Below are 25,241 nucleotides of genomic sequence, written 5' to 3'. Positions count from 1 at the left end.
CTATATATTTTTACAGCAATATTTCCACAGCCTCTTTCAAAGTATCCTCTTCCCCTACATTTCCCGGGAAAATAATGTATGGAATGCCTGGGAAGCGGCTTTCTTCTCCTGTCTGCCATACTGGAATTCCAGGGCGAATCTGTCCCAGAACTGTAGCTTTCTTTACCTGTAATGCCTTTGTTCCCACATCGCTGGAGGTAATTCCTCCTTTTGCAATAACAAAAGCCGGCGTAACCTTTAAGCTTCCCACCAGGGACTGCACTGCATCAGAAATCTTTACAGAGCGGATTAAAGCAGCTTCCGGCGTATCATTTTCCAATGAAAGCAGTTTTCTTCTGGTGTAAACTGCCACTGTAACGCCTGCTAAAATTAATTCTTCCTCTTTTTTAAGAGTTGCTTCAATCTCCTGTTTAAATTTCTCGTCATCTAATACTAAATCTGAATTAAACTCAATGAAATGGATTCCCTTAACTGTTTTCAGGGCCTCCAGCTGGCTGGTAGTTTTTTGTGTATGAGAACCTACTACAATAATTCCGCCTGCCTTTGTGTCCTTTATTACCATGTCCTTTCTGGTAAGAAGAGGCTTGTCGCTTACAGCTCCGAATTCCTTTACAAATCCTGCCGCTGTGCGGAACATAAAGTTTTTGCCCTGGGCCATAGCTCTGTAAAGGGCAACGCAGAACACCTTCAGGTCACATGCGTCAACAGCATTTACTACTATTTTCCCAAAATTCTGAACTGATGCTAACTTTTCAATAATTTTATCATACTCAAGTCCTCTCAGCTCTTCCAAAGAAATATCTATTACGTCAGAAGCCTTGTAGGCCCCTTTTGTTTTTTCCTCCACATATTCCTTCAGATTAGATGAATGATACCCGAATGTTTTATCCTTTGCAAATTCTGTCTCTCCCGCTGGAATCAACTGGTCGCCGTATTTTACGTAATGCACATTGTCAATAGTAAAGCGGCCGCCTTCTTTAAAATATGGGCAGATAATCTCTCCATCTACCTTTAAATTTCCAAACTTTTCCGCCTGTCTGCGAAGCAGCTCTGTCTCTAATGGATAATGGCCTCTTAATGTAGAATCTCCCCGGCTGACAATTACATATTCCATGCCCATTTCTTCAGCCACTTTTGCAACTACTTCTCCAATTTCCAGATGAGCCTTTGTAGTCTGCTCCACTGTAAATCCTCTGGAATTAGTCAGCACATAAAACAGCTTATTTTTTTCCTCAAACCCTTTCTTTATGCTTTCATAAGTCCAATCTGTATAAACAGAAATATCATGGACTGTTTGAACTCCTGTAGGATCGTCATCCAAAACTACAATCTTATGTTTGTCCTTTCTGACCTCTTCCTCCAACAAAGCCCAAACTGCTGCAGTATCCACCTTAGGATACTGTATAAGCTTCTTTGCCTCCAGCATAATTAAAATCCTCCCTTATTGATTGATGCGGAAGAAAGCCCGTGCCTCGGCCGGCGTCATAGCCGCCTTATCCATTGCCTGAAGCAGGTTTACTGTCTTTTCAACTAAAGGCGCGTTTGTCTGAACCTGAGTCTCCGAATCCAGATAATTGCTGTCCTCAAAGCCAATCCGTACAGTTTTTGCTCCCATCCCAAGGGCTCCTGCAATCAGAGAAAAATCTGTCCGGTGCGCATGTGTAATCCCCCATAAGGCGCCTGCGGGAATCATCTGAATCATAGCCGCCAATGCTTCCGGCGTAGCGGGAGCCTCCCCTTCATGGCCCAGCACTATGCTGAACAGCACAGGATCTGTAAAGCTGTACTTTTTCATCATCTGCACCATGGTCCATGTATGGCCGATTTCAAATGTTTCCACTTCCGGAGTCTTTTTCTGTTTCAGAATCTCCCTTATACAATATTCTACATCATCAAGCGGGTTTGCGTAAACAGCTTTTCCTAAATTTGTGGAGCCTACGTTTAAAGAGCAGGCCTCAACTAAATCAGAATATAAGGGAGCGCATCTTTCCTCAATAGTTAAATTGGAAACACCTCCTGTGGAAACTTCAATAATAATATCAGAATCTTTTCTGATTAAGCGCAGCGTTTCCTCTAAAAGTCCCATATCCGGCGTTAAATTTCCCTTTTCATCCCGCACGTGCAAATGTACCATAGCGGCCCCTGCCTTATAGCATTCCAGCACATCTGCTGCAATTTTCTCCGGAATAATCACTTTATCTGTAGCAGCCACAGGAGCTACAGACACCAAAACCTTACGTTCCATATTTTTTATATTCTCCATTTTTTTACCCTCCCTTTATTATTCATATAAAACCTGGGCAATCAGCACCAACGGCTCTTTCCCTGAATTGCTGATTTCATGGGTATCTCCCGGCTGAGCCGCAATAATATCGCCTGGATTTAACTCCTGAATCTGCCCGTTAATTTTATGTACTGCTGTTCCCTGTAAAATTACCATTGTCTCCATTTCTTTTTCATGTGTATGGCTCCCAATCGTCACTCCTGGATTTAAAGTGTGGCGCACATAAGCTCTCCCTTTCCCAAGCATCTCCTCAGGAGCGTACAAAAGCTTTTCCATAACTACTGTGCCCTGACCGCCCATACAATTTTCAATAGGTACAACTTCCAGCTGTTCTTTTTTTCTGAATATCATATTTATTTAATCTCCTTTTTATTTTAGATGAAAAAGTGTGCACTGCAGCGCACACTCGCGCCGGAGCGCGGTTGCTTTAGCAACCATTTTCCTCAGGCGCAGAGTGCGTATCCATAGCAGAGCGTTTAAAAAACAGCGGCAGACCTGGTTTTCCATTGCCTGCCGCTGTACATTATTCTTTCACATTTGCCCAGTATTGATAATGCTCTTCCACAATTTGAGAAATTTGAGACGAATCGCACGTTTTTAAAAGATCTGCCAATTTTTGGTGCATTTCCAGGAACTTTTCTACAGCTCCCTCAGAGATAATCTGGTCCATAGCCATCATTCTGGAACGTCTGGTGATTTTATCCACGTAATTGCAGATTCCCTGAAGCATGGTGTTGCCTGTCAGGTCTACAATAGCCATATGAAAGGCTACGTCTGCGTCATGGACATTTTTCACCTGAGGTTCAGGGGATAAGATCTCTACCTTCAAGCGCTCTAAAGCTTCCTCAATTCTGCTCAGCCTGTGGGCCGGCATCTCCTGAGCCGCCAGCTTTGCCACCGCCAGATGAAGGATGCCCACATCTATTACTTTTCTCAGATCAACAATCTGATTTGTGGAATCCTTTTGAAGTATAATTCCATAGAGAATCGGGTACAGCATTTTACTGTCATATTCCTGGCTGACAAACGTGCCCTCCGCCCTTTTAATATGGACAACTCCATAAGCCTCTAAAATCTTAATCGCTTCCCGAACTGAATTTCTTCCCACGCCCATGGCCTCAGACAGCTCGCCCTCCGTGGGAATTTTATCTCCAGGCTTTAATTCACCATTTATAATTGCATTTGTGATATTATCCACAATTTTACCGACAACAGATTTTCCTCCAACCGGTTCTTTTAAAAAACTTGTGCCTTCCATTTCGGACCTCCTTCCAGCTGTTCCTTTTCAGTATACATCATATGTTGGTCCGGTGCAATGAGCTTTCTTCTTCTTTATGGAATGAGGCAGGTGGCAAGCCACGGAATATATGTAATTGCAAACAGCGCTACCAAAGACATCAATAGCAGAGGAACCATTTTCCTGCAGATCACCTCAAATTTTACCTGGCCAATATCTGCAGCCACATAAAGATTAGGTCCTACAGGCGGCGTTACCTGACCGATTGACAAGTTCAGCACCAGAATAACTCCCAGGTGAATCAGATTAATGTCAAGAGCTTTCGCAATAGGCATAATAATAGGAACCAGAATGTAAAGAGCGCTGGTATTGTCCATTACACAGCCTGCAATCAGGAACACAATGTTGATAATTAACAGCATAACATATTTATTTGTTGTAAGTGCCAATGCCATTTCTGTTAAATCTGCAGCGATTCCCTGCTGAGTAAGAACCCATGAGAAAATACCTGCATTCATAATAATTAACAAAATCATACCTGTGGTTTTTGCTGTGGAAAATAATGTTTCCTTCAGCTCTGCCATATGCAGCTCTTTATAAATGAATTTGCCTACAATTAAACTGTAAACAACAGCTACTGCAGCCGCTTCTGTAGGAGTAAATAAACCGGAGTAAATGCCGCCTAAAACAATTACCGGGCTTAAAAGTCCCCACACAGTGTCTAAAAACATTTTCCATATTTCTTTTCCAGAGGCTCTCTTGCTGTCTCCCTTCCAGCCATGCTTTTTGGACTGCACCCAAACTGTAATACAGAGCATAAGTCCAAATATAAGCCCTGGAACAATACCGGAAAGGAATAAATCTCCAATAGATTCTCCTGTAATCATTCCATAAATAATAAATGTAATACTTGGAGGAATAACTGTTCCCAGTGAACCGGAAATTGCAGATAACGCGCTGGCAAATCCGGCGTCATAGCCCTGGCGCATCATGGCTGGAATTAAAATGGAGCCCATTGCCGCTACAGTTGCTGTACCTGAACCGGAAATTGCCGCGAAAAACAAGGCTGTGACAACGGCTACATAGCCAAGACCTCCGTGTACTGGTCCAATCATACTGTCTGCCAGGCGAATTAATCGTTTAGAAATACCTCCCTTGTCCATAATTGCTCCTGCCAGAACAAATAAAGGAATGGTAAGCAGGGAAAATTTTTGGACAGTTGCCTGCATCATAGAGGGAATTACACCTAAAGGCGCTCCGGAATAAAGCAGTGTCAAAGCGCTGGATACGCCGAGAACAATGGCAATGGGGATTCCAAAGCCGATCATAACGGCCATGGAGCCGAAAAGGATTGCTGCTGACATATTACTTATCCTCCTTTGCTAATTTAATTTCGTACTGCACCATACGGATAATGGAAAATACTCCAGTCAGTGGAATTGCAATGCCAATCGTCCACACTGGCATTTCCAGCACGCCTGTAAGCAGATTATAGCGGTACTGTCTCACTACCATCTGTGTTCCCCAAATAATCCAGATTGCATAATTGGCGCTGCATAAAAGCAGTCTTACTATTCTGTATACTTTCTTGGAAGCACCTGTAAACTTATCTGTCAGGTAGCTGAATCCCATATGAGAATCTGTTTTAAACACACTGGCAGCCGCAAGACAGCACACCCAGACAAACATTGTAGTAACAAGCTCCTGAGTAAATGACATGTTAAACCATGTTATTTTTCTGGAGAATACGTTCATAAAAGTAACCAATGTCATAATAATCAGCGCTATGGAACAAAGGTATTCTTCCAGATTCTCCCATATATCGCCAAACAAGCCTTTTTCTTTCATATTGCCCTCCTACTCTTTGTAACCGCCGGTAAACAGATCAATCACATCCTGGCCTACAGATTTGGCATAGTCATCATAAATTCCTGCGCAGGCTTTTTGGAATTCTGCCTTCTGCTCATCTGTCAGCTCTGTAATAGTAGTTCCTCCGGCCTTCAGCTTATCTATAATCTGCTGCTCATTTTCTGCCAGATAATCATTTCCCCAGTCTAAAGCTTCTGTTGCGCAGTCTCTTACCAGCTGCTGATCTTCCTCAGACAATTTATCCAGGGTTTTGCTGCTCATAACCCAGATTGTAGTATCTCTGACTCCGTCCCACAAAGTAACGTACTGCTGTACCTCTGCAAACTTAGAAGAATCAAACACTGCAATTGGATTTTCCTGGCCGTCAATAGTCTTCTGCTGAAGAGACGTATATACCTCTGAGAAATCCATAGCCGTAGGGTTCGCTCCAAAATAATCTCTGTAAAGATCAATGAAAATATTAGCTCCCGGAACTCTGATATTCATTCCCCTTAAATCCTCTGGCTTTGTAATTTCCTTTTTACTGTTGGAAATCTGTCTGGACCCTGCATTGTTTATACCTAACATTTCCATCTCCAGATCATTGCACCAGCCGTTTACTACCTGATGAACCTTAGGGCTGTGGCAGAAGGTCAGAAGGTCGTCTGAGTTAGGGAATAAAAATGGAAGCCAGAAGGAATAAAACTTTTTATCATAGTTGGCAATATTTGGCGGAGCACAGGAGTGTATATCAATATTGCCTGCCTGAACCAGCTCAATGGCTTTTGTTAAATCTCCTCCTGATAACCCGCAGTTAGAATAAATATTAACTTCGATTCTTCCGTTGCTTCTCTCCTCCACCATTTTCTTAAACTCCTGAGCTGTCAGATCACTGATAGAGCCAGGGCTTTGCGTGTGGGTAAAATGGAGAACGATTTTTTTATCCTGAGCCTGGCCGCAGGCTGTTGCGGAAAGCATCATAACTGCGGCAAGACCTACAGCTGCCAGCTTTTTTATTCTCTTAAACATAGGTTTTTTTCCTCTCTTTCCTGAAAACCTGATTACATGCAGCCTTTCTTAATTAAAGCTTCTTTCAGGGCCGCAGCTCCAAATCTTGGGCTGGAAAGCACTGGCTTTCCATATTTCTCATGGATATATTCTTCACAGTAAGCCATGGAGCCCTGGGCAAATAAAATCACGTCCACCTGATCAGCAATTTTTCCTGCATATTCAGTCATCAATGCCTTAAACTGGCCCTGATCTAAGCCAAATGCTCCATCCACTAAGGCGTCCACCAGCTCAACATGACGGTTCATTTCTCTTGCCACTCTTAAAATTGTATTTTTCGTAGGTTCCAGCGTTGTAGGAAGAGTAGCCATAACTCCGATTTTTTTTCCTAACCGCACTGCCTCCCTGCACATTTCCTCATCTACACGGACAATAGGAACTCCTGTATATTTTCCAATATCCTGAGCCGCATCCGCTACTTCCCCTACAGAAGAACATAAATTCAAAATAGCGTCTGCGCCTGCGGAAACAGATTCCATATACATGCCCACCAGTCTTGCTGCCGCTGGAGCAGTCACATAGCCGGCGTCTCTTACCTCTGCTAAAATTGACGGGTCCTGATAACTGATTACCTGAACATCTTCAGGAAGCGCCTCTCCCACTTCCTTCTCCACAAGCTCAATTAATTCTGGTGTTGTACTGGTATAAACCAATGATACTTTCATACTTTCCCTCCTATATTTAATACTTAATTTAAACATCCTACGTTGTATGTTGAAATAAGTATATAACATCCTACGTACTATGTAAAGTGGAAAGCTGCACAGAATAGGCCTTGTTATTTTAGGTAATTTGTACAAAAAAAGAAGATGTTGTAAAACAAACAGAAGCACCTCTTCTTTTTGTTTTACAACATCTTCATTATATTTCTAAACAATACATGGCGTCAGCGTACAGAAAATACTATCTGAATATATTTAATGTGGACCAAAAGTAACATCCCCAGGTAATCAGCCCTGAAGCTGCCATTAAACACAAAGTAATAGTTACAGGATATTTTCTTACATTCACCTTCTTTTTATCAGATGTGCTTTTCTGTTCTTCTGTCTTCTCATCCTTTTTCCAGCTAAAAAAAGCTCCTGTTAAAAATATTGCTGCAACAATATATAAAAATATACCTCTGATCCAGTAGGCGGCTCCGGCCCCATGGGCAGTCCTGAGAATTCGGTATAATATGATTTCAGCTGCCATTAACGCTGCCATCCACATCATATCCTCCGCCTTCTCGCTGCTCTTCCAGTATCTCCACGCCGCCTTCCCGTATGCTATAAAGCTGACAGCACACAAGATTCCTATAAATACTGTTAATATTTCAAATCCCAGACTGCCGCCCTCATCCGCCAGCTTGTACAGGTCTAACAGCCCATAAACAATACTCATAAAAAAGCATACAAAACCAGCTGGTATCATAAAAAATCCAGCTGTTCTCACCAGCACGTTCCCCCTGCCACTCATTATGAACCTCCACTTTTCTCCCGATTTTGCACTGATAGCGCCATTTCCTGATAATTAATATACCATTAATTGTCAGAAAAATCCAGAGAAAAAGAGAAAGGAGATCTGTCTGCATCTTTTACAGTCAGTCTCCTGTCCTTTTATATAGGTTAAGCCATATTATTTTGTTATTATCACATTTTTTTTCCGCTTCTGCCAAACTTTTTTCTTTTAAAAAACGGGACCTTTGCCGCCGCTGCCTCTGCCCGCCCTTTACTGTCTTTTTGATAGGCGCGGATAGTTTCATCCAGCTGCTTAAACCGCTCGTCTTCCTTCTCGTCTGTAACCCGCATCATATATTCCAGCTCTTTGGACATTTTATCGTTTACAAGGGCGCTGATATCCTGACTAAGCTGCTCGTTATTATGCTCCAGAGCTCGTCCAATAATGTGGTTCATAATCTCCTGAAACTGTTCCATCTTTTCTTCTGCAGTCATAACCGGCAGATTGGAATTATTGTCCCCGGACACAGTTGTCAGGCTTGTCCCTTCTGCCGCCGCGCTTTCTCTAAAAGCCGCCGCTGCATCCCCCAGCATTTCATCAGACAATTCTTCCTTGCCCTCTTCCATCATTTTTTCCAGAGCAGTCTTAATCGCCTTCAGCTGATATCCTTTTTCCTTCAGATCCTTGATCTGTTTAAACAGCCGTATATGAAATTCTGTATAATAACGATGTCCCATTTCATTTCGGGGAATCTTTAACTCCAATTCATCTTCCCAGTATCTTAGTACATGTGACTCCACATCTACTTTTTTGGATGCATCTGATATTAAATAATGTATCTCACCCATGCTTAATCCTCTCCTTTAGTTAACAATATTTCATAACCTATTTATATTGTATGAGAGGGGTATATGGATTATGACTTGAAATTAAAAATTTTTTTCTATTGTCTGGCCATATTTGCAAACTTGGTATATTCCGGGCGCCATAAAAGATTAATGGTGCCAATAGGGCCGTTTCTCTGTTTTGCTATAATTACTTCAGCCACATTAGGTGTTTCTGTATCTTTATTATAATAATCGTCTCGATATAAAAACATTACCACGTCCGCATCCTGCTCAATAGCCCCCGACTCTCGCAAGTCAGACAGCATAGGACGGTGATCCTGCCTTGTCTCGCAGGCACGGCTTAGCTGAGACAGAGCTATTACAGGAGCATTCAGCTCCCTGGCCAATGCCTTTAGGGAACGTGATATTTCAGAAATCTCCTGCTGTCTGTTGTCCCCGCTTTTTCCGCTTCCGGACATTAACTGCAGGTAATCAATTATCACCAAATTCAGGCCAAATTCCAGCTTCATTTTTCTGCATTTAGAGCGCAGCTCTGTAATAGAAATTCCAGGGGTATCGTCGATTATCAGCTTAGAATTTCCAATTACCCCGATTCCCTCCACTACTGCGTCCCAGTCTGCGTCTGTCAAGGTGCCTGTCCGCAGCTTTTGGGAATCTACATTAGACTCCATAGAAAGCATACGGTTTACTAATTGTTCCTTGGACATCTCCAGGCTGAATACCATACAGGGAAGTCCTTTTTTCACCGCCACATGTTCTACCAGGTTCAACACAAAGGCAGTTTTTCCCATAGAAGGCCGGGCTGCAATCAAAATAAAATCTGAAGGCTGCATTCCAGAGGTTTTATAATCTAAATCAATAAAGCCTGTGGGAATGCCGGTTACTGTATCTTTAGTTTTAGAGGCAATCTCAATTTTTTCCAACACATTTAACGCCACCTGCCTGATGGGGACAAAATCTCCTCCTGTTCTGCTTTGCAGCAAATCAAAAATTGATTTCTCTGTGTGAGCTAAAATATCCTCCAGCTTATCCTTTCCCACATAACAGGTATTGGCAATCTCTTCATTTACCTTAATCAGTCTTCTGAGAACCGCTTTTTCTCTTACAATGTTGGCATATGATTTTACATTAGCTGATGTCGGCACAGTGGTAATAATTTCCCGGACAAATTCCAGGCTGCTGACCTCCGGAGGCACGTCCTTTTCCTTGAGACGGTTTTGAAGCGTCACCAGATCTACTGGTTTCCCCTCGTTAAAAAGCTCCACCATAGATTCAAACATGACTCCATATTGATGCTGGTAAAAATCATCCCCTGTAATAATTTCTGAGGCTGCAATAATGGCCTCCCGGTCCATAAGCATAGAACCGATTACTGACTGTTCTGCCTCCTCGCTGTGAGGAAGCACCCTTTTTAGCAGGGCCTCATCCATAGTATGATCTCTCCTATGCTTCCACTACTTTTACTGCCAGCTTTCCTGTTACATCTTTGTGAAGTTTAATAGGCACCTCATGTGTTCCAAAGGTTTTAATGGCCTCTCCCATTACCAGCTTCTTCTTATCTAAATCCAGGTTAAGCTGCTCTGCCGCAGCTGCCGCAATTTCCTTGCTGGAAATAGAGCCAAAGGCCTTTCCACCCTCTCCTGCTTTCATCTTAACAGTAATTGACAGACCCTCCAGCTTTTGTGCCAGCTCCTTTGCTGCTGCCAGCTGCTCTGCTGCAATTTTATCTGCGTTAGCCTTCTGAAGCTTTAAATCATTCAGGTTTTTTGCAGTAGCTTCCACTCCCAACTTTTTAGGCAGAATAAAATTTCTTGCATAACCGTCGTTTACTTTAACAATCTCACCTTTTTTTCCAAGCGCTTTTACATCTTCTAATAATACAACCTGCATTATACTAAATCTCCTTTCTCAATCATGGACCGAATTACCTCTTTTACCTTGTCCATGGCCTCATTAATAGTAATATCCTTCAGCTGAGCCCCGGCAATGGTTCTGTGACCTCCGCCTCCCAGCTTTTCCATCAGCACCTGAACATTTACTTCGTCAATAGATCTGGCGCTGATATAAATAGTATTGTTATATTCTGATAAAACAATAGACGCCTTAATGCCTACAATATCTAACAGCTCGTTTGCAGCCTGAGCCCCAATAATCGTAGGGCTGTCTATATCCTTTGACGGACAGATGCTTAGGGCATAAGCATTTTCAAATACTTCTGCATTGCTGATGGTTTCAGCCTTTGCCTTGTAGTCGCTCATCTCTTCGCGGAACATTTTCCGCACTCTTGTAACGTCAGCTCCACACCTTCTTAAAAACGCAGCGGCTTCAAAGGTTCTGACTCCGGCCTGGTTTGTAAAGTTATTGGTGTCTATTACAATTCCCGCGTACATGGCGTCAGCTTCCATCTGTTTCATTTTAATTCCGTCTGCAATATACTGAAGCACCTCTGCTACCATCTCGCATGTGGAGGAAGCAAAAGGCTCCACGTAGGAAAGCACTGCATTGCTGATAATTTCACTGCTTTGTCTGTGGTGATCCAGCACCACAATCGTCTTTACAGAGGAAAGCAGCTCAGGAGCATCTGTAAGACTTGGGCGATTTACGTCCACAACCACCAGCATAGTATTGGAATCCACCAGATCCCTGGCCTTATCTCCATTTACAAACATATCCTCTGGATATTCTCCGCTTTCTTTAAACCGGTTCATAACAGGACGAATAGAAAAGGTGACATCATTAATTACAATATTAGCCTTTTTGTTCATAGCCGCAGCAATTCTGTAAATACCAATGGCAGCGCCCAGTGAATCAATATCAGCCAATTTATGGCCCATAATCAGCAGGCGGTCCTTTGTGCCCATTAATTCTCTTAAAGCGTGGGCCTTTACCCTGGCTTTTACCCTGGTGGCTTTTTCTGTCTGCTGGCTTTTTCCTCCATAGTAGCGAATCTTGCCTTCATCCTTTACTACAGCCTGGTCGCCGCCACGGCCTAAAGCCATATCTATAGCCACTCTGGCATAATCGTAACACTGACTGTAGGTATCGGCGTTCATGCCCAGGCCAATACTTAAAGTTACCGCCATTTCATTTCCAATATTAACTGTTTTTACTTCCTCCAAAATGGAGAACCGGCTTTCCTGAAGCGTTTCTACATACTGCTGCTTAATGGTGAAAAAGTACTTATCCTTTTCAATCTTTTTAACAATGCCGTTAAATCCATTAATAAATTTGCTGATTCTTCTGTCAATTAAAGCAGTGAGCAGAGATCTTCTTACCTCCTCAACACTTTCTAATGCTTCCTCATAATTGTCCAGATAAATCAGACCGCAGACCATCTTCTGCTTATCAATCTCTTCCCGATACTCTACAATCTTTGTCTCGTCAAATAAATAAACTGCGATCAGCTTCTCTTCTTCATCCTGAATGCCCAGGTTTCTCTCCTGCTCTAAATCCAGATACACAGGCCTTAAATCTACCTGATACCTGTTTTCTCCGTAAGAAGAGTGAATTGTGGTTATTTCCTTTGACTGAAGATGCTCTTTTGTAATCTCCGGAAAAATAGCAGTCAGCCCCTTTTTGGCCGGCCGGCCCTTTTCATCGCTGATTACCTCTGCAAACTTACCGTTAGCCCAAAGTATTCTCCCGTCTGCATCGGCAAGGGCATAGGGAAGAGCCAGATCTGACAACAGCTGCTTCTGTACCCAGGCATATTCAGAGGAAAATTCTACCAGACCTCCCAGTAATCTCTTTCGTCTGAACATATAAATCCAAAGCGCAGCCGCCACATACACTAATGTGAGCACTGACATGACTAAACCGGCTATTGAACTGATAAAACCAACTGCAAGATTCATTAAAATCACAAGGGCCGACAAAAAAAGCGGCCATTGTAAATACATGCGCAGCTGCCCCTTCACTTTTTCTTTCATATACGCTCTCCTTATTACAGCAGCCTTAACTGCCCGAAATGGCCAAAGCGCCACCTGTCCATAATCAGACCTATTATACCACAATAAATTCCTTTCGTCTATTCCGAACAACTTCCTGGAATTTCTCTGACAATTTTCTTCTATTTTCTCATTTTCTGGCTTTTTATTTAGAAATATGGTAGACTGAATAAAAAGAAGGTGGATGATCTTGAAATATTTTTCATATTTAGCTGCAGCCGCAGTCTTTTTATCCCTCACCGGGTGTTTTCCTTATTCCGGCTTAAAACTGCCTCAATCCTCTCAAACAGAATCCGGCGGCAATACAGAAGGTTCTTCTAAAAATGGAAACAGAACTTTTCAGGTTTTGGAAGAAGATGCTTCTATAAAAACAGAAGATCTGACTTTAAAAATCAATTCTGCCGGAAAATACAAGCAGCTGGAGAACTATATTCCAGATGACAAAAACTGGCGTTTTCTTTCTGTAAATGTAACTATTAAGAATTTATTTGAACACGGGGCCATGCTGTATCTGGACAGCTCGGACTTTTCCCTTACCTGGGATGATTTAGACGGGTATACGGTTAAACCTGAGGACTTGTATATTACAGATCAGCTGCCTGATTATGAGCAGAAAATTAAAATATTTAAAAATACCAGCAGATCCGGAAATCTGATTTTTGTGGTTCCTGCTCAAATCAGTGATTTCCAGCTAGTATATAAAAAAACCGCCCTTCCTTTTACTGCAACAGAAAAATCCACAGTTCAGGATTACAGCAGCTACAATGATTATTACGGCGACTATTTTGGCGATCCTTACGGGGATATCTGGGATTATTTTGGCAATTACTCTGGCGGCTCTCAGAATGCTGCCATTGAATCTGTTAAGGTTATGGAAACCTCTTCTTTCCGTCTTTCTGTAAATTCCTTTGATATCCAGGACTCGGTAGATGTTATGACCCCTGAATACGGAAATAAGTTTCTTGTGGTAAATGTAACCTTTGAGAATACCCATCCTCAGGCAGCTGACATTGCCTTAGGCTCCTGGGAATTCACTTTACAGGACGATTCATACGTCTTTGACTCCCCGCCTGTCAGCAAACAGCTGGAAAGACAAATAGCCGACGATTTCACTTTAGGTGGAGGAGAATCCATAACAGGAGATTTTATTTATGAGATCAGCGACGAAACCCGGCCTTTCTCTATTTATTACTATGATTTCATAAATGATTACAAAATGTATTTATCTCCCCCTCCAAACAATACTATCTAAATTTTCTTTTATAAAAATTAAGAGAATGTTGTTAAATTAATTAAATCCGCCAACACAGATATGAGATGGCTGACTAATTATTTAACAACATTCTCTTTTTTCACTCTCCTAAATGATTCAGCTTTTCCTGTTTTTTGGCCATACGCCATAAGGTAGTTCTGCTGACGCCCAGCTCTCTGGCTATATCCTGCTTTTTCCTGCGAGGCTGAAGCTGCTCATAAATCTCATCATAATTATCCTTTTTTTCCTGCTTTTTACTGATTCTTTTCTGATAATCCTTGAAAATCTTCAGCTGCATCAGCTCTTCCTCGCCGATTTCCGCAGTGTCGCTGAGCACTATCAGCTTTTCGCAAATATTTCTCAGCTCTCTTACATTGCCCGGCCAGTCGTACTCCATCAGCATACGGGCCGCGCCCTTGGATACTCTGGGAATTCTTCTTTTCATTTCACATGCAAATTGGGTCAAATAAAAGTCCACCAACTCCTGCACGTCCTCTTTTCTCTCTCTTAAAGGAGGAATTACTAAATCCAGCAGGTTAATCCTGTAATATAAATCAGACCGGAACTGACCTTCCTCAATCTGCTTTTCAATGTTAATATTTGTAGCGGAAATAACCCGCACGTCTATAGGCTTCACCCTGTCGCTTCCTACACGGCGGATTTCCTTTTCCTGAAGCACCCGGAGAAGCTTTGCCTGAAGGGAAATAGGCAGTTCTCCAATTTCATCCAGGAAAATAGTTCCCCGGTGAGCCAGCTCAAATAATCCTACTTTTCCATTTTTTGAGGCTCCGGAAAAGGCTCCCGGCTCATATCCAAACAATTCGCTTTCCAGCAGGTTTTCCGGCAGCGCCGCACAGTTTAAAGCCACAAAGGGTTCTCCGCTTCTGCTGCTTTCCTGGTGAATGCTGTGGGCGAACAGCTCTTTTCCTGTACCTGTCTCCCCCATAATCAGCACATTAGAGTCTACATGGCTGTATCTTCTGGCCATGCGCACATTGTCCCTCATGCCCTGGCTGATTCCCTTAATATCCTCAAACGTATACTTAGCTGTCAGTCCCTGGTCTGTCAGGCTCTGTCTGATTTTACTTTCTGTTTCCTGAATCTTTTCCGTACTTCTCACGGCAATCAGCATACCTGAACCAGCGGAATCATCAATAATTTTCTGATATTCTACATAAAACTTCTTTCCCTTAAATTCAATCAGCTCAGCAGAGTCTCCCGCCTCTCTTCCTGCTTTTCTCCAGTTAAATTTTCTGTAAACCTTTTCTACAGGCTGTCCCTCCACTCTTTCTGTAGTGGACAGCTGGAAAGTCCGGTAGGTCTGGTTGTTTACAGCCAGCACTTTTCCGTCCTCGCTGATTGCAATCATAGCCTCTTCGCTGTTGTTAAGAATTGTGTGAAACAAGCTGGATCTGGTACGCTCCATATTAATTGTGCGGGCCGCGCTGACTGCAGACCTGAGAGCTGTTTCTATTGCCTCATCTTTAGTCTCAATATGAACTCTGGGAACCCCCGCCTTATCACATAAACCGCAGATAGTTCCGGCTCCCACAAATACATCTGTGCCTAATTCAATGCCTTTTCTAATGGCTTCATTTGTACTTCTTTCATCCCAAACATCATACAAATCAATGGATGCCTGGCAAAGCTCTTCTAAATTTCTTAAAGATCCAATTTCTTCATTGTGAAGGCAAAGCCCGATTTTTTTTGGATGAAAGTTGTCTCTGGCTCTTATTAAGGCATCAAAAATATCAAAACTGGTAAGACGAATCCGCACCATGTACTTGTCGGGAAACAACGAGTGTAAATAATCATAGGTCATTCCCCTGGCCACTAAAATGTCTGCATCCTTGTTGTCCGCCAGCGACTGAGGAGTTCCAAAAATAAACCTTTGCTCTATCATCATAACATCTTCCGGAATTACCAATTTTGATACAACCTTTTCAAATCTTTCTCTCATCCCAGCCGTAGGAATCAGTACTACGATTTTTACCATACCAGTTCTCCTTTCTCAAACAGGAACAAAAAACGCCCCTATTTGATAATTACTTTTTACACAAGCTCCCAAGCCAAATCAAGGGTACGTTTTCCATTTGCAATCACTACTTCGCTGTCTTCGTCGCCCCAAGGCTTAATCTCAAAGCTGACAATCGGTCTGTTTTCCTTGTTCAGGAAACCAATATCCTTCAGAACCCTAAGATAATGCGCTAACTCCTCCACATCATTTTCACTGTCTGGGAATCCAAATCTGGGATGCTGATCTCCGTATGCCTGACAGGAGGGATCTTTAATTACAGTGTTGCCCATATGAGCGTGGCGAATATACTGCTTCACCGGCAGCAAGCTTTCCTCCACTGTCTCGTGCAGCATAGGAATATGGCTTAAATCTACCATCAGCCCAAAGTTATCCCACTTTGCCGTAATCTCTTCTGCATATCTTTTTACTAAATCCACCGGACCAATCAGAGATTTCTTATCTATATCATAGTCAAATACCTCTATCAGCACCGGCATATCTCCCTTGGACTTGGCGTAAGCGCAAAGCTCCTCTGTAGATTTTACCAGGGCCTGATAGGATTGTTCTTTTGTCTCCTCCTCATATTTGCCGGCTAAAAAGGAAAATCCTATGGCATTCAGCTCATATGCCTCGTCAATTCCCTCTTTTAAAGAGGCCAAAGCCATTTTGCGCTTTTCTTCATCTAAATCATTAATATTCAGTCCAACTGTTAAAAGTCTGGGCTGACCGCCATACGCAACTGCCATATGGCCGCATTCTATCATATCGGCCGCCGCTTTACGCACAGCCGGATCTTTCATCTGAGTCACTTCCACTGCTTCAAAATAAGGATCTGCAACAATCTTTTTTAAGCAGTCTAAAATTGGTCCTTCTCCTGTTGTCAAGCCTCTGTATGCAACATGAAGAATTGTTCCCACCTTCATATATTTTCTCATAGATTCATTCATTTTAATCACCTGTAATCTTTCACCAGAAAATACGGAAATTTTATTTTATCAAAACCTTTTAAGATAAGGGTGCTGCAAAATTGACACTTTAATACATTGTCATGTTTTTGCAGCACCCCCGAAAAACGTTACTGGCTTATAACCTTTATTTTATTATTTTTTCTTAGCCATAGCTGCTTTTGCTTTTGCTGCAATATTCTCTGCAGTGTAGCCGTATTTCTGCAGCAATTCATCATAATCTCCAGACTCAGCAAAGTCTGTAGCTCCCACAAACTCCATTGGAGTTGGGCACTCGGCAGCCAGAACCTCAGCAACTGCGCTTCCCAATCCGCCGCGGATGCTGTGCTCTTCTACAGTTACAACTGCGCCTGTCTTCTTAGCTGCAGCAATAACCAGATCTTTGTCAATCGGCTGTACTGTGTGCATATCAATTACTGTTGCATTGATTCCTTCTTTTGCCAGAAGCTCAGCTGCCTCTAAAGCAATGTGAAGTACTGTTCCTGTAGAAATAAGAGCTACGTCTGCTCCGTCTTTTACTTCAATACCTTTTCCGATTACAAAATCCATGTCCTCGCTGTAGAATACAGGAGCTGGAGCACGGCTCAGTCTTAAATAAACTGGTCCGTCATAATCTGCAATAGCCATAACAGCTTTCTCTGTCTGAACCGGGTCAGATACACATACAACTGTCATGTTTGGAATAGAACGAACAAATGACATATCTGTAATACCATGGTGGCTTGCTCCGTCATAAGAGTCAGACAGACCACAGTATGTGCCTGCTAATTTTACATTTAATTTGTCATAGCAAATTAAGCTCTGAATTGGATCAGCGCCTCTTGTAGACAAGAATGTGGAGAATGTGTTTACAAAAGGAATATTGCCGATTCTGGCCATACCTGCTGCCATGGAAACCATGTTGATCTCGCTGATACCTACATTAAAGTATCTCTCAGGAAATTCTTTTCCAAACACGCCGCTCTTTGTAGAAGATCCAACGTCTGCTTCCAATGCTACAACTTTATCATTTTTCTTTCCCAGCTTTAAGAGAGCTTCACCATATGCATCTCTGATTGCAATTTTGTTAGCCATTAAAAAGCACCTCCCAATTCTTCCTTTGCGTTCTTGTAATCTTCATCACTAATGGCTTTTCCATGCCATGTATTCTTTCCTTCCATGAAGGAAACGCCTTTACCTTTAACAGTTTTAGCCAGGATGAGGATTGGTTTACCGGTAACCTTCTTAGCAGCGTCTACTGCGTCAGAGATAGACTGAACATCATGTCCGTCACATGGAATTACTTCCCATCCGAAGCTCTCCCACTTAGCTTTCAAATCGCCCATAGGCATAATCTCTTCCAGAGTTCCATCCAGCTGTACGCCGTTGTTGTCCAGAATTCCAATAAGGTGGTCTGCTTTAAACTTAGATGCAGCCATAGCTGCCTCCCAGATCGCGCCTTCCTGAATCTCGCCGTCGCCCATTACTACATATGTATAAGAGTCGCTTCCTTTCAGTCTCTCGCTGAGAGCCATGCCTAAACCAGCGCCCAGTCCCAGTCCCAGAGGGCCTGTAGACAGCTCTACGCCTGGTGTTTTGTGTACACATGGATGTCCCTGAAGATTGCTGTTGATCTGACGCAGAGTCTTTAACTCCTCTTTTGGGAAATAACCCATCTCTGCAAGCACAATGTACAGGATTGGAGCTGCATGTCCTTTGGAAAGAATGAAGTGGTCTCTTCCTTCCTTATTTGGGTCCTTAGGATCAACGTTCATCTTATCAAAGTACAGTGTTGTAACGATTTCTGTACAGGATAAGGATCCGCCTGGATGTCCTGTCTGGATGCTGTGGAGCAGGTCCACAATCTCATTACGGAATCCATGGCAGAGTCTCTGTAACTCTTTTGCTCTTTCGTCTGTCATTTTACTCTCCTCTTTTCTACTTTTATTTTATTGCTTCATTGACCTGGGCGATACAGAGGGCCGGGCTGGACAATGTAGGACAGCCTGTAATCTTCTCAATCTCTGCTTCCATGTGAGCCATGGATGCCTGTGCCAACACAATACAATCAAAACCTTTAATTTCCTTTGACCTGTCTCTTAAAATACGGTCATGCTCTTTCATGTTCTGGCTCTGCATAGCTTTAAACGCATCCATGAGAACCATCTCCGACAGCTCTACCTCAACTCCTGCCAAAGCAGCCTCTGCAGCTACTTTATTTTTAGTAGGCTCAATAGTGCTTTCCGCAGTAGCCATAACTAAAACCTTAGGGCCAAAGGTTACGCTTTTTTTTGCCATAGCATCATCAATGGCAATTACCGGAGCCTTAATAAAAGGACGGATCATTTCAATAACAGGAGTTAATGTAGAGCACGTTGTAACAATTACATCTGCTCCTGTCATCTCGGCAGTTTTTACATCGTTTAAAAGGCGGTTTCTATTTTCAATGGTGAACTCTCCGATTTCATTAGGATTCTTTGCCAGAAACTCATCCAGCATATTGTAAACCTTAATGTCCTGGGAAACGCCTGCTCTTAACTTTGCCTCAAATGTATCTGCCACGCTTTTTACTGTATGGATTAATGCAATACTTTTCATTATTTATCCCTACTTTCCGTATACACGGTCTAAAATCGGCCGCAAATGCTCTACTGCGCCTTTCGCTGCTTCCTCCATACTTGGAATCTGGAAAATCTCTGTACAGAACGCGCCGTCGTAGCCGCACTCTTTAAATGTGCTGATAATCTTCTCAAAATCCAGTCCGCAGTGACCTGGATATCTTCTGTTATTGTCAGCTAAATGTACATGAATATTGTAGCTGCTGTACTTGCGGATTGCGTCGCAGATATCCTTCTCTTCCAGATTCAGGTGGAATACATCCATCATCAGCTTAAAGTTGGGACGGTTTACCCTGTCTACCATAGCTGCGCCCTCTGCCAAGGTGTTAATAAAATTAGTCTGCATAATTGTCACTGTCTCCAGAGCAATCATTACATTTTTATCTGCAGCATAATCGCTTAACTCCTGAAAAGCCTTTACTGCCAGCTCTTCTGTTTCTTCTTTTGTCAGCTGGGCGCAATATTGACCACGTACTCTTCCAATATTAATATTAGCTCCCAAATAGCTGGCGAAATCAATGATCTCTTTAGAACGGCTGATAGCCTCTTTGCGGATAGACTCGTCTGGATTTGTATAGCTTAATCCCAGCTGGCCGAAAATCTCTCCAGTACATACCAGCACAACGCTAAGATTATTCTTCTCAGCCTCTGCCTTTACCTCTGCCCAGTCCAGCTTAGACGGATTCAGCGTCATCAGCTCTACTCCATCATAACCAAGAGCTGCCAGATCGCCGAAGCTTTTTGCCAAAGGGCCCTGGTATGCTGTTACGGAGTCTGCAATCGCTACGTCTGGTGTAGCAACCTGATAGCATAATTTCATTTTCCCCTGCTCCTTTTTTATTATTATCTGACTAACTTAAATTAAAAGCAAAAATTGTGCCAACCATCTGAACTGATCTTTTTTAGAGGTTCTGCACAATTTTTCCTTTTTGTTTTTGTGCTCTTTGTCTATATTTTTACCTTAATCTTATTTTACTCCATTTATTTGTTTCCGTCAAGTTTCAACACGTTTCAATTTTATTTTCCAAAGTAACGTTTTGAAACATTTTTTCCAATATTTCTTTGTTTTTCCTGTTCTGACCGTTACAATCCGGAATAATTTCAAATATTTCTCTCCCCGTATACAGCAAAAGCATATTATCTGTATTTTGTATTCTTATTATTGAATTCAGAGAGAGCCCATCTTCATGGGCTCCCATTTTTCTGATTATTTTATTATTCTCCAGATATAACTGATGTTCTCCCAGATATTCCTTAATTAACAGACCGTTTTGTATCAGCTTTTCAAACAATATTTCCGCCCGTCTGTTATAAGAATATCTTCTGTGAATATTCATTATCCATATAGTAACAGCCAGGATTACAGGCAGGATTTTGGAAAATCCCGTTTCATTGTGTTTCATCAAAAATAAGTAAGCTGCTGCAGCCGCAAAGGCTCCATTGGTAAGAAAAAATACAAGTCTGCCTTTAAAACTTTTATTATAATTTTTCAGCTGCTGCCTGATCAGCTTAATATAATCTGATCTTGTTACTTCATAATGAATTTCCATATTCCCTCCAGCTTAATCCTCATTTACAGTAAGCTCATTTAATTTGTTTTTATTCTTTCTGAATCCGGCGCTGAATACAGGCATCAGAAGGAATATTACGGCTACAAGCAGGCATCCTGCTGCAATAGGTCTCTGGAATATGGCTCCAAAGTTTCCGTTTTCTGCAGTCAGGGCCATGCGCAGATATTTTTCCACCAAAGGCCCTAAAATATATCCTAAAATTACAGGCGCCATGTCCACCTTAAACTGAGTCAGAATATAAGCGCCAATACCAGAAATAATCAACACCCACAAATCAAAGGAACGGTTGTTTAAGGCAAAAGTTCCCAACAAACAGAACATAAGGATTGCAGGGAATAAATAAGAGAATTTAATATTTACAGCCTTTACAAAAATTCTCATCAGCCCCAGTTCCATTACGTACATTACAATATTTGCCAGGAAGTAGGAAACCATAATCGCTCCCACTACGTCCAGATTAGTTGTAAATAAAAGAGGACCAGGCTGCAGACCGTGAATCATCAGACCGCCGATTAAGGCTGCTGTAGTTAAATCTCCTGGAATTCCCAGAGTAATTAAAGGTATTAAAGCTCCTCCGTTTACAGCGTTGTTGGAGGTTTCAGAAGCACAAATTCCCTCTGCGGCTCCATGGCCAAAACGCTCTGGATGCTTAGACATTTTTTTAGCCTGATTGTATGTAATTAAGGTAGCTGCATTTTGGCCGATTCCAGGCAAAATTCCAATACATGTTCCATATAAACAGCCAAGGCCTATAGGCAGAGCACAATCCTTCATCTCCTTAATAGGCGGCAGGAAGGACATTTTCCCCAATTTAGTATCTTTTTTCTCTTTCCCTAAATCACGGCACTGGATTAAAATTTCACATACTGCAAATAATCCCATCATAAGGGCAGTAGACTGAAGTCCGCTCATCAGCTGCCATGAGCCAAATGTCAATCTTTGGGCTCCTGAAACTGCGTCTAAACCAATACTTCCACATACAATTCCCACCAAGGCTCCTATAATTCCTTTTAACAGATCGTCGGAAGCCATGGTAATAACAACTGCCAGGCCTAAAAGGGCAACTGCAAAATACTCCCAGTTTCCAAAAATCAATGATACTTTAGAAAGAGGCGGCGCAATAAAAAACAAGGCCAGGGCAGATACAGTTCCTCCGATTAATGAGGCAAATACACCGATTGATAAAGCCTGTCCAGGCTTCCCGCTTTTTGCCATTGGATATCCGTCGTAACAGGTGAAAATAGACGACGGCGTTCCCGGTATATTAATCAGCGTAGCTGTTATCAGGCCTCCGCTGATGCCGCCTACATAAATAGCAATTAACAAGGTCAGACCCTGAACTGCTGTCAGGCCGTATGTAAAGGGAATCATTAAGGTAACTCCCAGAGTGGCTGTCAGGCCGGGAATACATCCAAACACAATTCCTAAGAATACTCCAAATACCAGCAGCGCCAGGCACATGGGATCTGAAAATATTGCTGTAATTCCTCCGAATATTGCTTCCATTTAAATTCCCCCTTAAACTACTGCTGCTTTTTCATTTCCTCAAATACAGGCTTAATGTCCTCTACCCAGCCGTCAATTTTAGTTTGAAGCTCATCTCCAGGCACATAATTTACTTCCAGTCCCAAATCTAAAATTCTCTGCTGGAATTCTTCATTTTCACATACATTTTTCACAGCTTCGCTGATAATATCAATTTGTTCCTGGCTGGTTCCCTTTGGAGCGTAAAGTCCTCTTGGCTTTGTAGTAACTACATCATATCCCAGCTCCTTTGTACATGGAGTGTCAGGTAATGACTGAGAGCGTCTGTCGCTGATTACAAGCAGAGGAATCTCGTCGCCAGATTCAACAGCTGACTGAATATCTGCCCCTGTGTTTACACTTAACTGCACATGATTTCCCATGTTAGCCACTTTGTTGTCAGAACCGCCGTTGTAAGGCACAATAGTTACATCTTCACGGATTCCCAAAGCGTCCAGCACCCTAATACAATCCGCCATATTACAGTTCATGGAACCAGTATTGCCTACCTTTACCTCTCCTGGGTGAGCCTTTACATACTCTAATACTTCATCTAAGGTTGTCCATCCGCTTTGTTTATTTGTCACCAGCACATTAAAATCATCTGCAATTCCGCAAATCAGCTCTAATTCTGTATACAGAGACACATCTGTAGTCCCTCCTAATGTATAGGAAACAACATCCATAGGATTGTGGGCCAGCAGAGTATAGCCGTCGTTCGCTGAGTTAAACGCCTGCTGGCAGCCAATATATCCTGCCGCGCCGTCTACATTCACTGCAACAAATGTCTGATCATTAGGCAGCTCTAAATACTCCATCATAGAACGGGTCAGTACATCAGAACCTCCTCCCGGGGAAAATGGCACAATAACATTAATGGGTTTTGTCGGATAATCTGCCTTCTTTCCTCCAGATGACTGGCATCCGCTTAAACATACCGCCGCTGCAACAAGACAAGCTCCTATTGTTGTGATTGATCTTAATTTCATTTCTATTTCCTCCTGAATATATAGTTATAACCTATTTTTTATGGAAGCTGGATAGCCAGCAGCTTTCCAAATACCAGCCATAAAATTATAAGCATCACTGCCGCCGTAATAACTCCTTTTTTCACCAGTCTCAGCCAATCCGCCATTTCCAGCTGTGAGAACTGTCTTTTTTCTTCCCTAACTGTGTAAAGAATTGTTAAAAACAGCACCATAACAAATGTTGTAATCATAAACCCTATTATTGGCATAAGAGCCGCATATATAATCAGCGCCGCCACAGTTAACAGGATCGTACTGTCAATAACAAACTCAAACTTCTCGCTTTTCCCCGTCTTCTTAAAATCCAGAGAAGTTATTATTAAAATAATGGACGCAGCGCCTAGTAACACTGCAATCATCTGAAGCCAAACATCTGCCCTGGCCAGATAACCACCCTGGCTGATTTCAGGTACATTTGTAGTCACCTTACCAAAAAACAGACAAAGGCTTACAATGATCATTATGATTCCCAGCACAAAATCATTTGTCTTTTTAATTCCTTTCAAAACATCCTCCTTATCTGGCTCCTTTTTCCCGAAGCAGAGAAACCATCTCCCAAAATTCAGGATATCTTTCACAGTAATCCTTTATCATATCCTCCCCTACCTTGCGGAAGGGTTCTCTGTCTACCTGAATTACCTCCACTCCCTTTTTTCTCAGCTCCTCAATATCTGCCGCCTCCCGCCTTTTATATGTTTCTTTTACATTTTCTGCGAAAGCGCTGCAGCACTCGTCAAAAGCCTGCTTATCTTCAGCTGTCATGCTGTTATAAAATTCCTTGTTCACTGCCAGCCAATTATAAGTGATTTGATGCTGAGTCAATGACAAGTAATCTTGAACCTCATACCAGCCGCTTGTTAAAAGAGCCGTAGGCGGATTTTCCTGTCCATCTGCCAATTTTTGCTGTAAAACACTATAGATTTCCGGGACAGAGGAATTTACTGTGCGAAATCCCAGACGCTGAGCATACTCAATAAACTGAGTAACATACGGCGTTCTTAAAGTAAGACCTTCACAATCCTCTGGCGTTGTAATCGGGCGGACATTGTTAGAAATAGACCGCACCCCAGTAAGAATATATCCCTTACACATAATTCCCGCCGGCTCAATAGACTGATTTAAAAAATCTGTCACCTGCTTATCCGTCAACGCCTGATAGCTGCTGTCAATATCCTCAAACAGAAACGGAAAGTCCACTACCTTTAAGGCAGGATATTCCTCTGACAGTTCTACGCCTGCAATTCCGGCTTCTATAGTCCCGTTTTTAATTCCTTTTAGAAAACTATCTTCTCCGCCCAAGTCACCGTCCGCGTAAACCTCAATGGTATATCTGCCTTCTGTTTTTTCCTCCAGCATAGGCTTTAACACACATTCCAGGGCCACATTAACAGGGTGATCATAGGCCAGAAAATTTGCAATTTTTATTGGCACAGGTTTTTGGAAACTATAGTTAACATCATTAGGCTCTGCCTCCTCTGACTGCTGCTCATTATAACCTTCAGGCTTTGTCAGCCAGGAAAGCTGTTCATCTTCGCCTATTTTACAGGCGGACAGCCCAATAATTCCCAGCGCTGTAATGGCTGCTGTTCCAATCCTTTTCCACGCTCTTTTATTCATT

General features: G+C 42.4%; 25 protein-coding genes. 1 reads left to right on the top strand and 24 read right to left on the bottom strand.

The window, feature by feature from the left end; translation table 11 throughout:
• Positions 1–10: 10 nt before the first annotated feature.
• The 13 genes from C1A07_RS09210 to C1A07_RS09150 all read right to left on the bottom strand — a co-directional run bounded on the left by C1A07_RS09210 (position 11) and on the right by C1A07_RS09150 (position 12,651).
• On the bottom strand, positions 11–1,426 hold the full coding sequence (locus C1A07_RS09210) for a four-carbon acid sugar kinase family protein (RefSeq protein WP_101876846.1): 1,416 nt from the start codon (positions 1,424–1,426) through the stop codon (positions 11–13).
• A 15-nt stretch (positions 1,427–1,441) separates the two neighbouring features.
• Complete coding sequence (locus C1A07_RS09205) at positions 1,442–2,263, bottom strand: BKACE family enzyme (protein ID WP_330399477.1); 822 nt, start codon at positions 2,261–2,263, stop codon at positions 1,442–1,444.
• An 18-nt stretch (positions 2,264–2,281) separates the two neighbouring features.
• Positions 2,282–2,635 (bottom strand): cupin domain-containing protein, encoded by a 354-nt coding sequence (locus C1A07_RS09200; protein WP_101876845.1) that lies wholly within the window; start codon positions 2,633–2,635, stop codon positions 2,282–2,284.
• 172 nt (positions 2,636–2,807) lie between these two features.
• Complete coding sequence (locus tag C1A07_RS09195) at positions 2,808–3,542, bottom strand: FadR/GntR family transcriptional regulator (RefSeq protein ID WP_101876844.1); 735 nt, start codon at positions 3,540–3,542, stop codon at positions 2,808–2,810.
• A 74-nt stretch (positions 3,543–3,616) separates the two neighbouring features.
• Positions 3,617–4,885 (bottom strand): TRAP transporter large permease, encoded by a 1,269-nt coding sequence (locus C1A07_RS09190; protein WP_101876843.1) that lies wholly within the window; start codon positions 4,883–4,885, stop codon positions 3,617–3,619.
• A gap of 1 nt (position 4,886) precedes the next feature.
• Positions 4,887–5,369, bottom strand: coding sequence for a TRAP transporter small permease (locus C1A07_RS09185; protein ID WP_101876842.1), 483 nt, complete (start codon positions 5,367–5,369; stop codon positions 4,887–4,889).
• 9 nt (positions 5,370–5,378) lie between these two features.
• Positions 5,379–6,398 (bottom strand): DctP family TRAP transporter solute-binding subunit, encoded by a 1,020-nt coding sequence (locus tag C1A07_RS09180; RefSeq protein WP_101876841.1) that lies wholly within the window; start codon positions 6,396–6,398, stop codon positions 5,379–5,381.
• Positions 6,399–6,430: 32 nt separating this feature from the next.
• Entirely contained in the window at positions 6,431–7,102 is a 672-nt protein-coding gene (locus C1A07_RS09175; protein ID WP_101876840.1) for an aspartate/glutamate racemase family protein, read from the bottom strand.
• 238 nt (positions 7,103–7,340) lie between these two features.
• Complete coding sequence (locus tag C1A07_RS09170) at positions 7,341–7,892, bottom strand: hypothetical protein (protein ID WP_101876839.1); 552 nt, start codon at positions 7,890–7,892, stop codon at positions 7,341–7,343.
• Positions 7,893–8,065: 173 nt separating this feature from the next.
• Positions 8,066–8,722: a helix-turn-helix domain-containing protein gene (locus tag C1A07_RS09165; protein WP_101876838.1), complete on the bottom strand. Its 657-nt coding sequence runs from the start codon at positions 8,720–8,722 to the stop codon at positions 8,066–8,068.
• Between the two features lie 95 nt (positions 8,723–8,817).
• Positions 8,818–10,152 carry a replicative DNA helicase gene (gene dnaB / locus C1A07_RS09160; RefSeq protein ID WP_101876837.1) on the bottom strand — a complete coding sequence of 445 codons (1,335 nt, stop codon included), beginning with the start codon at positions 10,150–10,152 and terminating at the stop codon, positions 8,818–8,820.
• A 13-nt stretch (positions 10,153–10,165) separates the two neighbouring features.
• Positions 10,166–10,612, bottom strand: a complete 447-nt coding sequence (gene rplI, locus C1A07_RS09155; protein WP_101876836.1) for a 50S ribosomal protein L9 — start codon at positions 10,610–10,612, stop codon at positions 10,166–10,168.
• On the bottom strand, positions 10,612–12,651 hold the full coding sequence (locus tag C1A07_RS09150) for a DHH family phosphoesterase (RefSeq protein ID WP_101878101.1): 2,040 nt from the start codon (positions 12,649–12,651) through the stop codon (positions 10,612–10,614). Before C1A07_RS09150 ends, rplI begins: the two co-directional genes overlap by 1 nt.
• A gap of 208 nt (positions 12,652–12,859) precedes the next feature.
• Between C1A07_RS09150 and C1A07_RS09145 the strand changes: the two genes are divergently transcribed.
• Complete coding sequence (locus tag C1A07_RS09145) at positions 12,860–13,921, top strand: DUF4352 domain-containing protein (protein ID WP_180952218.1); 1,062 nt, start codon at positions 12,860–12,862, stop codon at positions 13,919–13,921.
• Between the two features lie 100 nt (positions 13,922–14,021).
• Here C1A07_RS09145 and C1A07_RS09140 read toward each other — a convergent pair whose 3' ends face one another.
• The 11 genes from C1A07_RS09140 to C1A07_RS09090 form a co-directional block, all read right to left on the bottom strand.
• Positions 14,022–15,917, bottom strand: a complete 1,896-nt coding sequence (locus C1A07_RS09140) for a sigma 54-interacting transcriptional regulator (RefSeq protein WP_101876834.1) — start codon at positions 15,915–15,917, stop codon at positions 14,022–14,024.
• Between the two features lie 56 nt (positions 15,918–15,973).
• Entirely contained in the window at positions 15,974–16,885 is a 912-nt protein-coding gene (locus C1A07_RS09135; protein WP_101876833.1) for a sugar phosphate isomerase/epimerase family protein, read from the bottom strand.
• A 153-nt stretch (positions 16,886–17,038) separates the two neighbouring features.
• On the bottom strand, positions 17,039–17,977 hold the full coding sequence (locus tag C1A07_RS09130) for a transketolase family protein (RefSeq protein ID WP_101876832.1): 939 nt from the start codon (positions 17,975–17,977) through the stop codon (positions 17,039–17,041).
• Positions 17,977–18,804, bottom strand: a complete 828-nt coding sequence (locus C1A07_RS09125; protein ID WP_101876831.1) for a transketolase — start codon at positions 18,802–18,804, stop codon at positions 17,977–17,979. The genes C1A07_RS09130 and C1A07_RS09125 overlap by 1 nt, the downstream gene beginning before the upstream one ends.
• Positions 18,805–18,826: 22 nt before the next feature.
• Positions 18,827–19,480, bottom strand: coding sequence for an aspartate/glutamate racemase family protein (locus C1A07_RS09120; RefSeq protein WP_101876830.1), 654 nt, complete (start codon positions 19,478–19,480; stop codon positions 18,827–18,829).
• Between the two features lie 9 nt (positions 19,481–19,489).
• Positions 19,490–20,320, bottom strand: a complete 831-nt coding sequence (locus C1A07_RS09115) for a sugar phosphate isomerase/epimerase family protein (RefSeq protein WP_101876829.1) — start codon at positions 20,318–20,320, stop codon at positions 19,490–19,492.
• Between the two features lie 181 nt (positions 20,321–20,501).
• On the bottom strand, positions 20,502–21,050 hold the full coding sequence (locus tag C1A07_RS09110; protein WP_101876828.1) for a hypothetical protein: 549 nt from the start codon (positions 21,048–21,050) through the stop codon (positions 20,502–20,504).
• Positions 21,051–21,062: 12 nt separating this feature from the next.
• Entirely contained in the window at positions 21,063–22,577 is a 1,515-nt protein-coding gene (locus C1A07_RS09105) for a tripartite tricarboxylate transporter permease (RefSeq protein WP_101876827.1), read from the bottom strand.
• Positions 22,578–22,594: 17 nt separating this feature from the next.
• Positions 22,595–23,584 (bottom strand): Bug family tripartite tricarboxylate transporter substrate binding protein, encoded by a 990-nt coding sequence (locus C1A07_RS09100; RefSeq protein ID WP_101876826.1) that lies wholly within the window; start codon positions 23,582–23,584, stop codon positions 22,595–22,597.
• A 38-nt stretch (positions 23,585–23,622) separates the two neighbouring features.
• The gene (locus C1A07_RS09095) at positions 23,623–24,129 is read right to left on the bottom strand and encodes a tripartite tricarboxylate transporter TctB family protein (protein WP_101876825.1); all 507 of its coding nucleotides are present in this window, start codon (positions 24,127–24,129) and stop codon (positions 23,623–23,625) included.
• 10 nt (positions 24,130–24,139) lie between these two features.
• Positions 24,140–25,240 carry a TRAP transporter substrate-binding protein gene (locus tag C1A07_RS09090; RefSeq protein ID WP_101876824.1) on the bottom strand — a complete coding sequence of 367 codons (1,101 nt, stop codon included), beginning with the start codon at positions 25,238–25,240 and terminating at the stop codon, positions 24,140–24,142.
• Position 25,241: the final 1 nt, after the last annotated feature.

Source organism: Lachnoclostridium edouardi, assembly GCF_900240245.1.
GTDB lineage: Bacteria > Bacillota > Clostridia > Lachnospirales > Lachnospiraceae > Lachnoclostridium_A > Lachnoclostridium_A edouardi.
Note: the sequence above shows the minus strand (reverse complement) of the source record. Positions and strands in the feature narration are given on the sequence as shown.

Excerpts from the sequence above, each read along its gene's own strand:
- C1A07_RS09210 (WP_101876846.1), bottom strand. The coding sequence starts at position 1,426 with ATGCTGGAGGCAAAGAAGCTTATACAGTATCCTAAGGTGGATACTGCA.
- C1A07_RS09205 (WP_330399477.1), bottom strand. The coding sequence starts at position 2,263 with ATGGAGAATATAAAAAATATGGAACGTAAGGTTTTGGTGTCTGTAGCT.
- C1A07_RS09200 (WP_101876845.1), bottom strand. The coding sequence starts at position 2,635 with ATGATATTCAGAAAAAAAGAACAGCTGGAAGTTGTACCTATTGAAAAT.
- C1A07_RS09195 (WP_101876844.1), bottom strand. The coding sequence starts at position 3,542 with ATGGAAGGCACAAGTTTTTTAAAAGAACCGGTTGGAGGAAAATCTGTT.
- C1A07_RS09190 (WP_101876843.1), bottom strand. The coding sequence starts at position 4,885 with ATGTCAGCAGCAATCCTTTTCGGCTCCATGGCCGTTATGATCGGCTTT.
- C1A07_RS09185 (WP_101876842.1), bottom strand. The coding sequence starts at position 5,369 with ATGAAAGAAAAAGGCTTGTTTGGCGATATATGGGAGAATCTGGAAGAA.
- C1A07_RS09180 (WP_101876841.1), bottom strand. The coding sequence starts at position 6,398 with ATGTTTAAGAGAATAAAAAAGCTGGCAGCTGTAGGTCTTGCCGCAGTT.
- C1A07_RS09175 (WP_101876840.1), bottom strand. The coding sequence starts at position 7,102 with ATGAAAGTATCATTGGTTTATACCAGTACAACACCAGAATTAATTGAG.
- C1A07_RS09170 (WP_101876839.1), bottom strand. The coding sequence starts at position 7,892 with ATGAGTGGCAGGGGGAACGTGCTGGTGAGAACAGCTGGATTTTTTATG.
- C1A07_RS09165 (WP_101876838.1), bottom strand. The coding sequence starts at position 8,722 with ATGGGTGAGATACATTATTTAATATCAGATGCATCCAAAAAAGTAGAT.
- dnaB (WP_101876837.1), bottom strand. The coding sequence starts at position 10,152 with ATGGATGAGGCCCTGCTAAAAAGGGTGCTTCCTCACAGCGAGGAGGCA.
- rplI (WP_101876836.1), bottom strand. The coding sequence starts at position 10,612 with ATGCAGGTTGTATTATTAGAAGATGTAAAAGCGCTTGGAAAAAAAGGT.
- C1A07_RS09150 (WP_101878101.1), bottom strand. The coding sequence starts at position 12,651 with ATGAAAGAAAAAGTGAAGGGGCAGCTGCGCATGTATTTACAATGGCCG.
- C1A07_RS09140 (WP_101876834.1), bottom strand. The coding sequence starts at position 15,917 with ATGGTAAAAATCGTAGTACTGATTCCTACGGCTGGGATGAGAGAAAGA.
- C1A07_RS09135 (WP_101876833.1), bottom strand. The coding sequence starts at position 16,885 with ATGAATGAATCTATGAGAAAATATATGAAGGTGGGAACAATTCTTCAT.
- C1A07_RS09130 (WP_101876832.1), bottom strand. The coding sequence starts at position 17,977 with ATGGCTAACAAAATTGCAATCAGAGATGCATATGGTGAAGCTCTCTTA.
- C1A07_RS09125 (WP_101876831.1), bottom strand. The coding sequence starts at position 18,804 with ATGACAGACGAAAGAGCAAAAGAGTTACAGAGACTCTGCCATGGATTC.
- C1A07_RS09120 (WP_101876830.1), bottom strand. The coding sequence starts at position 19,480 with ATGAAAAGTATTGCATTAATCCATACAGTAAAAAGCGTGGCAGATACA.
- C1A07_RS09115 (WP_101876829.1), bottom strand. The coding sequence starts at position 20,320 with ATGAAATTATGCTATCAGGTTGCTACACCAGACGTAGCGATTGCAGAC.
- C1A07_RS09110 (WP_101876828.1), bottom strand. The coding sequence starts at position 21,050 with ATGGAAATTCATTATGAAGTAACAAGATCAGATTATATTAAGCTGATC.
- C1A07_RS09105 (WP_101876827.1), bottom strand. The coding sequence starts at position 22,577 with ATGGAAGCAATATTCGGAGGAATTACAGCAATATTTTCAGATCCCATG.
- C1A07_RS09100 (WP_101876826.1), bottom strand. The coding sequence starts at position 23,584 with ATGAAATTAAGATCAATCACAACAATAGGAGCTTGTCTTGTTGCAGCG.
- C1A07_RS09090 (WP_101876824.1), bottom strand. The coding sequence starts at position 25,240 with ATGAATAAAAGAGCGTGGAAAAGGATTGGAACAGCAGCCATTACAGCG.